Source organism: Pantoea sp. EKM21T (genome assembly GCF_011800405.1).
Classification (GTDB): domain Bacteria; phylum Pseudomonadota; class Gammaproteobacteria; order Enterobacterales; family Enterobacteriaceae; genus Pantoea; species Pantoea agglomerans.
Genome location: NZ_JAALFV010000002.1, coordinates 259,623 through 272,056 on the forward strand (window position 1 = coordinate 259,623; position 12,434 = coordinate 272,056).

Below are 12,434 nucleotides of genomic sequence, written 5' to 3' on the forward strand. Positions count from 1 at the left end.
AAAGCTAATAGGTTGAAATAATAGCAGTTAACAGGCACTCCGTCAGCCGCTTCACCCTAAGTCGTTAAATACCCGCGCCAGTCGGCCCGTGCCTGCGACCGTTACGGGGGATTCGCTGGCGGCAATGAAGCAGGATTCACCTGGTTTCAGCGTCACCTGCTGCTCGCCTTTGGCGATCACCGTCTGGCCTTCGATGCAGAACAGCAGTGCGGCGCTCTGCTGCGCCAGCGGCTGTGGCTCTGCGTTCAGGGTATGAATGGCAAAGGCAAAATCCTCCACCGGAATCGGGAAGCGCAGCGCGTTGCCCTGTTGCTCTGGCTCGGTCAGCAGGGTGCTGGCTGGCTTCTCTTCAAACTTCAGGTTCGCCATCAACTCGGCAATATCGATATATTTCGGGGTTAAACCGGCCCGCAACACGTTATCAGAGTTTGCCATCACCTCCAGCGCCACGCCTTTCAGATAAGCGTGCGGGGTCTCCGCGTAGAGGAACATCGCCTCGCCCGGTTGCAGCGTGATTACGTTCAGCAGCAGCGGCGAAAACAGGCCGCTGTCGTCAGGATACTCTGCCGCAATCATGCGAATGGTCTGCCACGGCTCACCCTGTTGTGCATCAACCGCGGATTTCAGGATGCCCAGCGCCAGCGATTTCGCCTCACCCTCCAGTGACAGCAGGGTAGAGAAGAGCGCGGCCAGCGTATCCTGATCGGGATGCTGCAGAAAATGGGCTATCTGTGGATGTGCGCCCGCAACCGGCTCCAGCAGTGAGACCATCTCCGTCAGGGTGCGAAAGCCATTCATCGCCTGGAAGGGCGTCAGCGCGTAGACCAGCTCCGGCTTGTGGTTGGCATCTTTATAATTACGCTCAGCAGCTGTCAGCGGAATACCCGCCGCATTCTCACGGGCAAAGCCCACTTCGGCCGCGCGTTTGCTGGGATGGACCTGAATCGACAGCGGCTGATCGGCAGACAACACTTTGAACAGGAAGGGCAGTTCACCAAAACGCTGTGCCACCGCTTCGCCCAGCATGGCGGCAGGCGCGGCATCAATCACGTCACGCAGCGAACGCTCGCTGCCCTGGTCAATCACGGTGGAGGGGCTTTTCGGATGTGCGCCCATCCAGAGTTCCGCCATCGGCAGCCCCTGTGGATTAGCGATTCCGTAAAGCTCAGTCAACGCAGTTTTGCTGCCCCATGCGTAGTTTTGCAGCGTATTGTTCATTTTTTGCATTGTATAACCCTTTATCACGGGAAATTATTGCCAGTATTAAAGCAGAAACTGCCGGTAAAAATACATCTCCAGCGCAAAAGGACGCTAAGCTCTGATAATGTTAAATTATTGTGTATTACTATCCTGACCGCCCGGCAGTCGATCGTAATGACGTACCGGGCGGTCATTCTTTTAAAAACCAGATGAAGGAGACGTATTCATGGCAGCCAATCGCATTGAGAAAGATTCAATGGGCCCCATCGACGTACCGGCAGACAAACTGTGGGGCGCGCAGACACAGCGCTCACTGGAACACTTCCGCATCTCAACCGAAAAAATGCCGACCGCGCTGGTGCATGCACTGGCATTGACCAAGCGCGCCGCGGCCAGCGTTAACCGCGATCTGGGACTGCTGCCCGCTGACCGCGCCGAGGCGATTGTCAGCGCGGCCGATGAGGTGCTGGCTGACAAGCATGCGGATGAATTCCCGCTGGCGATCTGGCAGACCGGTTCCGGCACCCAGACCAATATGAACATGAATGAAGTGCTGGCGAACCGCGCCAGTGAAATCCTTGGCGGCGAGCGCGGAATGGCGCGGCTGGTTCATCCCAACGACGATGTGAACAAGAGCCAGAGTTCCAACGATGTCTTCCCGACGGCGATGCACGTTGCCGCCGTTATCGCCTTGCGCGAACAGCTGATCCCTCAGATTCAGGTACTGAAGAAGACCTTAAGCCAGAAGTCCGACGCCTTCAAAGATATCGTCAAGATTGGCCGTACTCACCTGCAGGATGCCACGCCGCTGACTCTGGGCCAGGAGATTTCCGGCTGGGTGGCGATGCTGGAGCATAACCTGAAGCATATTGAGCTGAGCATTCCGCACGTGGCGGAACTGGCGCTGGGCGGCACGGCAGTAGGTACGGGCCTGAACACCCATCCGGAATATGCGGTGCGCGTGGCGAAGGCGCTGGCCGATCTCACGCAGCAGCCATTTGTCACTGCGCCAAACAAGTTTGAGGCGCTGGCAACCTGTGATGCGCTGGTGCATGCGCATGGCGCGCTGAAAGGGCTGGCCGCCTCGCTGATGAAAATCGCGAACGACGTGCGCTGGCTCTCTTCCGGCCCGCGTTGCGGCATCGGCGAAATCGCCATCCCGGAAAATGAGCCAGGCAGTTCCATCATGCCGGGTAAAGTTAACCCGACCCAGTGCGAAGCGATGACCATGCTCTGCTGTCAGGTGATGGGTAACGATGTGGCGATCAATATGGGCGGCGCATCCGGTAACTTTGAGCTTAACGTGTTCCGTCCGATGGTAATCCATAACTTCCTGCAATCAATTCGCCTGCTGGCGGATGGCATGGACAGCTTTAATCATCACTGCGCGGTCGGCATTGAGCCGGTGCGTGAGCGCATCGATCAACTGCTTAACGAATCGCTGATGCTGGTGACGGCGCTGAATACCCATATTGGCTATGACAAAGCGGCAGAAATTGCCAAGAAGGCGCACAAAGAGGGGCTGACGCTGAAAGGCTCGGCGCTGAAGCTGGGTTATCTTACCGAAGAGGAGTTTGATGCCTGGGTTCGTCCGGAAGAGATGGTCGGCAGCATGAAGTCGTAAGGTTTGAGTGAGTCAGAGGCCAGCGAAAGCTGGCCTTTTTATTTATATCGGACAATCGACCCACAGATGCAGTCTGGGGATCAAAAGATTCAGCGGTTCTGCAGCAGGTTTATAACGATGGTTAATATTATCGGCATCGTAGTTAAGCAATTCGCCCAGTACCGGAACCTGCGTGCGATCGCGACAGATAACCAGAATCGGAGAAGGACAGGCCAGCTGAGTCTGTTTTTGTTCATCCGCGCGCCAGACGCGGGCAACCGGCTGAACTTTCACCGGGCGCTTGATTTTCAATCGTGCCGAGGCGGGCAGGGCACGCACGCTTGCCAGCTCTTCCTGCACTTTTTCCGCCCACTGTTCACGTGACCACGGCGCTTTTGCACGTCTCGACTTCAGGCTTTTTTCCAGCTGGGCGATCACCTCTTCACGCTTGAGATTCTTGATAATGTGCTTGTTGGCCCAGCCGAAACGCAGGCTATCCGGTGCGCTCAGCAGGGTGATAGTGCGATAGGCATTCAGGGTGATCAGTCCGCGCAAATGCTGGTGGACGAACTCAAAACGCGCTTCACTCGGCAGGCCTGAGTCCACCGTAATCAGCTGCTCCAGCCGTGCTTTCAACTGATTGATGACGTCGACCAGCGAGCCGATCTCCGCCTCCTGCTGCGCGTCGCATTCGATACAGAGCGCGCCAGGCAAGCGCACGGCAGCCTTGGTGCTCAGCTGTTCTGACTGATGCTGCATAAACAGGCGGCAGTAGTGGTCAAGCGCCATCTTTAACGCGCTCTCCCCGAGATGCTGCTCGACAGCAATCCGGGTGATCGCTTCATGTTCGCGACCTTTAACCACCGGCGGCAGGCTGAAGACGCGGGCGATCAGCAGAGGCTGCGCTTCAATCTGCTGACGCAATTCACCCAGCGCCAGTTCCAGGTCATTTACACATTGATGCATATCAGCCACTAAGTCGTAGCGCGTCATGTTGTGCCTCCATAGTTACAACGTCCACAATGTGGCAGAAGCCTGGCGAGGATGCAAGCGTCATATAGTTACAACATACTATAGGTGGTTTACTTAAAACCGTGCGGCCTGCATAGCTGTCCAGTCAAAAGGGCATCACGCATTTTGGCTTATCGCAGAACATGTTATAAAAACGGTTCGCCTGCTAACCAGGAGATTGCCTGTGAATCAGAACAATAAACCCGGCATCGCCGCCATTATTACCCTGGGCTGGGTGCAGATCCTGTCATGGGGCGGGTCGTTCTACCTGATGGCGGTGATGGCGAATCCGATTGCGGCTGAGACAGGCTGGTCACAGCAGTGGATTTATGGCGCACTCTCGACCGGGATTCTGGTATCGGGCCTGCTGTCACCGCTGGCAGGCAGGATTATCGCCCGCACCGGTGGCCGCCTGTTGCTGGCACTGAGTGGCATGGTGATGGCGGTGGGGCTGATGATCATGGCTTATAGCCACTCTCTGCCGCTGTTTCTGTTTGCCTGGGTAATTATTGGCATCGGTATGGCGATGGGCCTTTATGACGCACTGTTTGCCACGCTCGGCACCTGCTATGGCGGTCAGGCGCGTGCAGCGATCACCGGTATCACCCTGATATCTGGCTTCTGCACCACGCTGGTCTGGCCGGGAACGGCGTTGTTAATCCACGGATTCGGCTGGCGGAACGCGTCGCTGATAATTGCGGCACTGATGGTCGTCTGCGTGCTGCCTGCCTATCTGTTTGCCTTACCCGACAGTCACGCTAAGCGGCCGGAGAAACGACTGAGTCCGCAGCCTGGCACGGCGGAGATTGCGCCTGCGCTGTTCTGGCTGCTGTGTGCCATTTTCACTCTGGCGTCCGTGATCATGACAGCTATTTCCGTGCAGCTTATCGCCTTGTTGCAGGCGAGTGGTCATACGCTGACCTCGGCGCTGGCGATCAGCGCCGTACTTGGCCCGTGTCAGGTGGGATCCCGACTCGTCGATATCGCCTTTAAACGCAGTCATCCCATCCGTACCACCTTTTTTTCCGTCGGGCTGGTGGCACTGGGCTTGCTGTTGCTGGCACTGTTTCCGCAGATGGCGTTGCTGAGCATGGTGTTGTATGGCGCAGGAAATGGCTTACGTGCCATCGTGCGGGGAACTTTACCGCTGGCGATGGTCAAACCAGAGTCCTATGCGATTGTGGTGGGTAAAATGGCCCGCCCGGCGTTGATGGGGCAGGCACTGACGCCGCTGATAGGTGGATATGTGTTTGAAAAGATGGGTGCATCGGCGACGCTGTGGTTGCTTTGCGCCCTGGCAATCTTTAACGTGGTACTGGTTATGGCGCTGAAGCAGCGATTACCGGCGACAGCGGCCACCACGGCATAACGGAACGGTTCTCCTTGCTCCGCAGGAAGAGGGCCGTTAGCAGGCTAAGCACCTTGTGCTATCGGGCCTCAGCCTTTGGTGAATACGTGCCTTGTCACCGCCGGTTTGCTTCAAAAAAGCAACAGTGTTTGTTATATTTATTGCTCATTGATTGTTCACTTATGCGGCAATAAAACAATAAGATGCACCGCAACTCAGGATAAAGAAATGCTTGATTACCGCTTCCCGACAGCTTTGCAAATGGTTCTGAGCGTAGCGATGGCGGAGCAAATGGGAAAACGCTCTACCAGCGCGATTCTGGCCTACGGGCTGGAAGCGAATCCCAGTTTCATACGAAAATTAATGGTCCCGCTGACCCGTGACGGCATTATCGTCTCCACGCTGGGCCGTACCGGTTCGATTCATCTGGGCCGTCCTGCTGCGGAAATTACTCTGCGGGATATCTATGTCTCAGTGATCGAAGACAAAAAAATCTGGGCCGCGCGTCCCGACGTCGCGCCACGCTGTCTGGTCAGTGCCAACCTCTGCTGGTACTTCAAGTCGATAGCCGATGAAGCCGAGCAGGCGTCGCTGGATGTGCTGGCAAAACGCACCGTGGCAGATGCACTGAACGAACTGAAGAAACGCGACACCAGCAACTGCACCGCCGTGCCGGAACCTGAACCCGAAGAGATTGATGATCTCTGCAAAAAAAGCCGCTGATTAGCGGCTTTTTTATGCCTGCTGGTCACTAACTTCCTGCCTCAAATCTGCCATAAGCCAATAACTCACTTTCCTGGGGTCGGTTATCACGCTGAAGCTGATCAATCATTTGAAAATTCAGCATCCATCACAACATTAATGTTGTATTGATTATCACCAATGTTATTCTTGCTGTTATACACAGCGAGGGAACGCGATGAAGTACAGTGAATTCAGACGCTGGCTCATTCAGCAGGGCGCTATTTTGACTAAGCACCGCAGTGGAAGCAGCCATTTCAAGGTCTTCCTGGGCGACAGGCAATCCATTTTTCCGGATCACGGAGCAAAAGAAATGCCTGAAGGTACGCGCAGAAAAATTTTAAAAGATCTGGGCCTGTGAGCCCGATCAGAGAGGTAACTCTATGTTTAATTATGCCGTCAGATTAACTCATGACGCCAAAACCGATACCTATGAGGTCTCGTGTCGTGATTTGCCGTTACTGCATTCCGTCGGTGACACCGTTGAGGAAGCACTTGCAGAAGCCGAAGATGGACTGGTGACGGCAATCTCTCTCGAGATGGATACGCGTCGTCCGATTCCGGTTGCCAGTAAACCGCTGGAAGGAGAGTACATTGTCTCTGTGCCTGTACTGGTGGCAATGAAAGCGGCACTTTACAACGCAATGATTGAAACCGGCACCCGTAAAGTCGATCTGGCACGCCAGCTGGGCGTGAATGGCCCACAGGTTGATCGACTACTGGATGTAGAGCACTCATCGAAAGTCGAAAATGTGGAGCTGGCGCTGGCTCAGCTGGGACGCAAAGCCCGGATTGAAATTCGTACCTGATCATCTGCCCGCAAGCAGAACGCTGGAGGTCAAAGATGAATAATAATTCAGATCTGGCTAATGTCGCCGGGCAACCCGCCATGATCAATGAAACCTCGCTGAATGCGTTTATCATTGAAACGCTGAATGAAAGATTGAAGCGGCGCTAACCTGCAAGGCGGGGTCTGCTGGAATCAGTGAATCACAGGCAAAAAAAAGGGGCGATCATATGGTCGCCCCTTTTAACTTTTACGGTTTACGCCGTCACGGACGATGCACTACCTGACCGGCGCGTCACCAGCTTGCGCAGGGCGACGTAGAACACCGGCGTCAGGAACAGGCCGAACAGCGTCACGCCGAGCATGCCGGAGAAGACCGTAATACCGGTAACGCCACGGACCTCTGCACCCGCGCCTTCACCCAGAATCAACGGTATTGTACCGGCGATAAAGGCGATGGAGGTCATCACAATCGGACGCAGACGCAGGCGACACGCTTCCAGCGCCGCTTCCACAATCCCTTTGCCCTGAATCTCCAGCTCCCGCGCAAACTCGACGATCAGAATCGCGTTCTTACAGGCCAGCCCCATCAGCACCACCAGTCCGACCTGCACGAAGACGTTGTTGTCACCGCCAGTCAGCCAGACGCCAAACAGCGCAGAGAGCATGGTCATCGGCACAATCAGGATCACCGCCAGCGGCAGCGTCCAGCTCTCATACAGTGCGGCCAGCACCAGGAACGCCAGCAACACGGCCATCGGGAAGACAATCAGCGCGGTATTGCCCTGCGTTGACTGCTGATAACTCAGATCGGTCCACTCGATGTTCATGCCGTTTGGCAATAGCTGACCGGACATCGCTTCGAGCTGACTCATCGCCTGCGCCGAGGAGAGTACGCGTGGGTCGGCATCACCAATCAAATCCGCCGCCGGATAGCCGTTATAGCGGATCACCGGGTCGGGACCGTAGGTGGTGGTAATGTTGACTATGCTGCCAATCGGCACCATCTCACCGCGATCGTTTCGGGTCCGCAGGTTAGCGATATCTTCGATGCTGTCGCGGAAATCCCCGTCAGCCTGCGCCATCACCCGCCAGGTGCGGCCAAAGCGGTTAAAGTCATTCACATACGACGAGCCAAGATAGGTCTGGAGCGTGCTGAACAGCGCGGTCAGCGATACTCCCTGCGCTTTGGCTTTATCCCGGTCTACCTTCACATCAAGCTGCGGAACGTTGGCCTGATAAGAGGAGATGGGGAAGTGCATCCCTGGCGTCTGCATGATGCTGCCCGACAGCGTATTAATCGCCGTCTGCAGTGCGCCATAACCCAGACCCGCCCGGTCCTGCACATAGAGCGAATAGCCCGAGCCCTGGCCCAGCCCCAGAATCGGCGGTGGCATAATCGAGAAGCCAAAGCCCTGCTGGATTTGAGCGATCTTCGCATTGATCTCAGCGTTGATCTCCGCCGCCGTATGTTTGCGCTCATTAAACGGCTTCAGACCGAAGAACACCGTGCCGCTGTTCGGCGTATTGGTGAACTGCAATGCATTCAGGCCAGGGAACGCGACCGCATAGGCGACGCCTTCGGTCTGCATACCGATTTCGCTCATCTTACGAATCACTTCATCCGTGCGCGCCAGAGAGGAACCTTCCGGCATCTTCACGCCACCAATCAGGTAGAGCTTATCCTGCGTCGGAATAAATCCACCCGGCACGGTGTGGAACATAAATCCGGCACCCGCCAGCAGCAGAATATAGACGCCAAACACGGCGCCACGGCGACGCAGCGTACGGCCCACCAGCGATTCATAACCATGGGCACTGCGCTGGAAGAAGCGGTTAAACGGCCTGAATAGCCAGCCAAACAGCGCATCAATGATCCGCGTCAGCCGGTCTTTCGGCGCGTGATGATCTTTTAGCAGCATCGCCGCCAGCGCAGGCGAGAGCGTCAGCGAGTTAATGGCAGAGATCACTGTAGAGATGGCGATGGTAGTGGCGAACTGCTTGTAGAACTGCCCGGTGACGCCAGAGAGAAACGCCATCGGCACAAACACCGCGCACAGCACCAGCGCAATGGCGATGATCGGCCCGGAGACCTCACGCATCGCCTGATGCGCAGCGGCGCGCGGCGACAGCCCCATCTCAATGTTACGTTCGACGTTCTCCACCACCACAATGGCGTCATCCACCACGATACCAATCGCCAGCACCAGCCCGAACAGGCTCAGCGTATTCAGCGAGAAGCCAAGCAGATAGAGCACGCTAAAGGTACCAACTATCGAAACCGGCACCGCCAGCAGGGGGATGATGGAGGCGCGCCAGGTCTGCAGGAACAGAATCACCACCAGCACGACCAGAATGACCGCTTCCAGCAGGGTCTGCACCACGGCTTTAATCGAGTCGCGGACAAACACCGTCGGATCGTAAGGCGCGGCCCATTTCACGTCGTTGGGAAAGCGGGTCGCCAGCTCATCCATTTTGGCGCGAACCGCATTGGAGAGGTCGATGGCGTTGGCGCCAGGTGCCTGGAAGATACCGATACCAACCGCATCTTTGTTATTCAGCTGCGAGCGCAGGGCATAGCTGCCCGAGCCCATCTCAATCCGCGCCACATCGCGCAGCCGCACCAGCGAACCATCTTCCGAGGTTTTCAGGATGATATCGCCAAACTGCTGCTCGCTCTCCAGTCGTCCCTGGGTGTTGATTGACAGCAGAAAATCGCTCTGTTTTTTCAGCGGCTCGGCACCCAGCTGACCGGCAGAGACCTGCACGTTCTGCTCCTGCATCGCCGTCACTACGTCAGAGGCGGTCAGACCACGCGCCGCCACTTTATTAGGATCAAGCCAGACGCGCATCGCATACTCGCCTGCGCCGAAAATCTGAATCTGACCGACACCCGGCAGCCGGGCGAGCTCATCTTTCACCTTGAGGGTGGCGTAGTTACGCAGGTAGAGCGAATCGTAGGTATTGTTCGGTGAGAACATGTGGACGACCAGCGTCAGGGTCGGCGACATCTTCTGGGTGGTGATCCCCAGCCGACGAACATCTTCCGGCAGACGGGCTTCCGCCTGCGCTACGCGGTTCTGCACCTGTACCTGCGCCTGATCAGGATCGGTGCCTGGACGGAAGGTGACGGTGGTCACCAGCACGCCGTCAGAACCGGCTACTGACTTCATGTACATCATGTTTTCGACGCCGTTGATTGCCTCTTCCAGTGGCGTCGCCACGGAATCCGCAATCACTTTCGGGTTAGCGCCTGGATACTCGGCGCGCACCTGCACGCTGGGTGGCACCACGTCGGGATATTCACTGACTGGCAGCAGCGGGATGGCAATCACCCCGGTCACAAAAATCAGGATCGACAGCACCGCAGCAAAAATGGGCCGGTCGATAAAAAAGCGGGAAAAGTCCATAGCGGCCTCGGGTTATTGAGCGGCTGCCGCACGCATGGCGACCGGCTGAGCAGTGACCGGCATGCCGGGCATAAATACTTTTTGCAGACCGGCGATGATGACCTTGTCGCCGGATTGCAGACCCGATTTAACGATGCGCAAACCATCCACCATCGCGCCAGGCTGGATATCGCGCCGCTGCGCTTTACCTTCGCCATCCACCACGTAGACATATTTGCGATCCTGGTCGGTCAATACCGCTTTATCATCGATCAGCACCGCCTCGAACTGCGCGCTGCCGGGCAGACGCACGCGGGCAAACAGGCCAGGCGTAAACTGACGCTGTTGATTGTCGAGCAGGGCGCGCATACGAATGGTGCCGGTGCTGGCGGTCAGCTGGTTATCCAGAAAGTCAATTTTGCCCTGGTGCGGGAAACCCTGTTCGCCGACCAGCGCAATCTCAACCGGCAGCGCATGGCGCTGCTGGCCCTGACGCGCCATCGCCTGATAGTTCAGGAAGGTGTTCTCATCGACATCGAAATAGACATACATCTGCTGCTGCGACACCAGCGTGGTTAACACACTGGCGCTGTCGCCGGCGGTCACCAGGTTACCGGCGGTGATCATCGCCCGGCTGGCGCGGCCATCAATCGGCGCGGTAACGCGGGTGAAGTCGAGGTTCAGCTGCGCCATATCGACCGCGGCCTCTGCTGCCAGCACATCCGCCTGCGCCTGACTGGCGGCAGAACGACGCTGCTCCCACGCTTCGCGGGAAATCGCCTGCGTGCCGATCAGCTTCTCGCTGCGGCCCGATTCGCTGCGGGCCAGACTCGCCTGACTGCGCGCCCGGGCCAGTTCCGCTTTGGCCTGCTCCAGCGCCGCGCGGTAACTCCGGTCATCAATGGTAAACAGTACCTGACCTTTTCTGACCTCATCGCCTTCACGATAGTTAACGGCATCAATGTAGCCAGAGACGCGCGGACGCAACTGCACGCTCTGCACCGCTTCAACCCGGCCATTGAAATTATCCCACTGACTGACCGGTTTGATCAGCACGGGTGCGGCACTCACTTCAGGCGGCGGGGGAGCGGCGTTTTGCGCCACACCTTTATCGCAGCCGCTCAGTTGCGTGATGAGCAGTACCATCCCTAAGAGGGTTAAACCCTGACGAACCCGGTTCGTAATCATTGTTGTTATTCCGCGATAGATATAAACAGGCGGCCTGCAGGCCAATATTTGCAACTTTTAAGATTGCAATTAATCGCGGTGAGTGTAGGCTTGCGTGGCTGGCAACTGCAAGAATAACAGATACACTTTATGTGCGGTTTAGGGCAGGGCGATGAAAGCCTGAACAACTTAGCTAAAACCACACAAATAGTGCGGCATTTAATGTACTAATAAAACTTGCATTAAATGGCATAGTCAGCCACCCTTAAGTGTAACTGCAACTGATACTAATACTTTTCGCCACGGCGACAGGAGAGACTGGAATGATGAGTGATGCTTTTATTCACGATTTAATCGACTGGATTGATAACAACATCGAAGCACGTCTGGATCTGGATACCGTTTCAGAGCGCGCGGGCTACTCCAAATGGCACCTGCAGCGCATGTTTAAAGAGCACACCGGTTATCCACTGGGTGAATACATCCGGGTTAAGAAGCTGAAGAAATCAGCCGACCGCCTGACCAGCACTGATGAACCGATTCTCAATGTGGCGATATCGTTAGGTTTCGACTCCCAGCAATCCTTTAACCGCAGCTTCAAACGCCAGTATGGCGTCGCGCCGGGTGCATGGCGTCGGCACAGCGGGGATTCGCACGCAGCATAACCTCGCCAGGGCCAGCTTGTCTGGCCCGCGCTTTTCTCTGCGCGCAAAACTGGTATCATCTGCGTCCTGTCGTCACGGATGCCATCATGTCAAAAAAACTCTGGATTGGACTTTTTCTCGTCCTCGCGGCCTGTTTCTACGGCCTTAAACCCTATCTGAATTCCGTTTCAGCCCCTGCCCAGGCGGATATCGCCACCCTGACTGACGCCCATACCGTGGCGCGCTGGGTGCTGCAGCATCAGCAACTGCCGGACTACTACCTCACCAAAAACGACGCGCGCAAGCGTGGCTGGAATCCGGCCAAAGGCAACCTGTGTGACGTGTTGCCAGGCAAAGCCATTGGCGGCGATCGCTTTACGAACCGTGAAAAGCGTCTGCCCGCGCGTGCGGGCCGTCAGTGGTATGAAGCGGATGTGAATTATCGCTGCGGGCATCGCGACGCCGATCGCCTGGTTTACTCCTCTGACGGGCTGGTGTTTCTCTCCACCGATCACTACCGCAGTTTCAGGCAGGTGCCCTGATC

General features: G+C 56.5%; 11 protein-coding genes. 7 read left to right on the top strand and 4 right to left on the bottom strand.

Features of this window, described 5'->3' with window-relative positions:
• Positions 1-51 precede the first annotated feature (51 nt).
• The gene (gene manA / locus HFD87_RS04755; RefSeq protein WP_022625703.1) at positions 52-1,227 is read right to left on the bottom strand and encodes a mannose-6-phosphate isomerase; all 1,176 of its coding nucleotides are present in this window, start codon (positions 1,225-1,227) and stop codon (positions 52-54) included.
• Positions 1,228-1,426: 199 nt separating this feature from the next.
• Between manA and fumC the strand changes: the two genes are divergently transcribed.
• Entirely contained in the window at positions 1,427-2,824 is a 1,398-nt protein-coding gene (gene fumC / locus HFD87_RS04760) for a class II fumarate hydratase (RefSeq protein WP_010670092.1), read from the top strand.
• 42 nt (positions 2,825-2,866) lie between these two features.
• Here fumC and tus read toward each other — a convergent pair whose 3' ends face one another.
• Positions 2,867-3,796: a DNA replication terminus site-binding protein gene (gene tus / locus HFD87_RS04765; protein ID WP_167423005.1), complete on the bottom strand. Its 930-nt coding sequence runs from the start codon at positions 3,794-3,796 to the stop codon at positions 2,867-2,869.
• Between the two features lie 202 nt (positions 3,797-3,998).
• Here tus and HFD87_RS04770 point away from each other — a divergent pair, with 202 nt between their 5' ends.
• The 4 genes from HFD87_RS04770 (at position 3,999) to HFD87_RS04785 (ending at position 6,712) form a co-directional block, all read left to right on the top strand.
• Entirely contained in the window at positions 3,999-5,183 is a 1,185-nt protein-coding gene (locus HFD87_RS04770) for an MFS transporter (protein WP_167423006.1), read from the top strand.
• A gap of 207 nt (positions 5,184-5,390) precedes the next feature.
• Positions 5,391-5,885 carry an Rrf2 family transcriptional regulator gene (locus HFD87_RS04775; protein WP_010245324.1) on the top strand — a complete coding sequence of 165 codons (495 nt, stop codon included), beginning with the start codon at positions 5,391-5,393 and terminating at the stop codon, positions 5,883-5,885.
• Positions 5,886-6,081: 196 nt separating this feature from the next.
• The gene (locus HFD87_RS04780) at positions 6,082-6,264 is read left to right on the top strand and encodes a type II toxin-antitoxin system HicA family toxin (RefSeq protein ID WP_010245321.1); all 183 of its coding nucleotides are present in this window, start codon (positions 6,082-6,084) and stop codon (positions 6,262-6,264) included.
• 22 nt (positions 6,265-6,286) lie between these two features.
• Positions 6,287-6,712, top strand: coding sequence for a type II toxin-antitoxin system HicB family antitoxin (locus HFD87_RS04785; protein ID WP_010245317.1), 426 nt, complete (start codon positions 6,287-6,289; stop codon positions 6,710-6,712).
• Positions 6,713-6,947: 235 nt separating this feature from the next.
• On the opposite strand, the gene oqxB is transcribed toward HFD87_RS04785, so the two are convergent.
• Positions 6,948-10,100 carry a multidrug efflux RND transporter permease subunit OqxB gene (gene oqxB / locus HFD87_RS04790; protein WP_167423007.1) on the bottom strand — a complete coding sequence of 1,051 codons (3,153 nt, stop codon included), beginning with the start codon at positions 10,098-10,100 and terminating at the stop codon, positions 6,948-6,950.
• Positions 10,101-10,112: 12 nt separating this feature from the next.
• Positions 10,113-11,267 (bottom strand): efflux RND transporter periplasmic adaptor subunit, encoded by a 1,155-nt coding sequence (locus HFD87_RS04795; protein ID WP_010245312.1) that lies wholly within the window; start codon positions 11,265-11,267, stop codon positions 10,113-10,115.
• 302 nt (positions 11,268-11,569) lie between these two features.
• Here HFD87_RS04795 and HFD87_RS04800 point away from each other — a divergent pair, with 302 nt between their 5' ends.
• Entirely contained in the window at positions 11,570-11,911 is a 342-nt protein-coding gene (locus HFD87_RS04800; RefSeq protein ID WP_009090299.1) for a helix-turn-helix domain-containing protein, read from the top strand.
• An 86-nt stretch (positions 11,912-11,997) separates the two neighbouring features.
• Positions 11,998-12,432 carry a ribonuclease domain-containing protein gene (locus HFD87_RS04805; RefSeq protein WP_010245306.1) on the top strand — a complete coding sequence of 145 codons (435 nt, stop codon included), beginning with the start codon at positions 11,998-12,000 and terminating at the stop codon, positions 12,430-12,432.
• Positions 12,433-12,434: the final 2 nt, after the last annotated feature.

Coding starts and splice junctions, on each gene's coding strand:
- manA (WP_022625703.1), bottom strand. CDS start 1,227: ATGCAAAAAATGAACAATACGCTGCAAAACTACGCATGGGGCAGCAAA.
- fumC (WP_010670092.1), top strand. CDS start 1,427: ATGGCAGCCAATCGCATTGAGAAAGATTCAATGGGCCCCATCGACGTA.
- tus (WP_167423005.1), bottom strand. CDS start 3,796: ATGACGCGCTACGACTTAGTGGCTGATATGCATCAATGTGTAAATGAC.
- HFD87_RS04775 (WP_010245324.1), top strand. CDS start 5,391: ATGCTTGATTACCGCTTCCCGACAGCTTTGCAAATGGTTCTGAGCGTA.
- HFD87_RS04780 (WP_010245321.1), top strand. CDS start 6,082: ATGAAGTACAGTGAATTCAGACGCTGGCTCATTCAGCAGGGCGCTATT.
- HFD87_RS04785 (WP_010245317.1), top strand. CDS start 6,287: ATGTTTAATTATGCCGTCAGATTAACTCATGACGCCAAAACCGATACC.
- oqxB (WP_167423007.1), bottom strand. CDS start 10,100: ATGGACTTTTCCCGCTTTTTTATCGACCGGCCCATTTTTGCTGCGGTG.
- HFD87_RS04795 (WP_010245312.1), bottom strand. CDS start 11,267: ATGATTACGAACCGGGTTCGTCAGGGTTTAACCCTCTTAGGGATGGTA.
- HFD87_RS04800 (WP_009090299.1), top strand. CDS start 11,570: ATGATGAGTGATGCTTTTATTCACGATTTAATCGACTGGATTGATAAC.
- HFD87_RS04805 (WP_010245306.1), top strand. CDS start 11,998: ATGTCAAAAAAACTCTGGATTGGACTTTTTCTCGTCCTCGCGGCCTGT.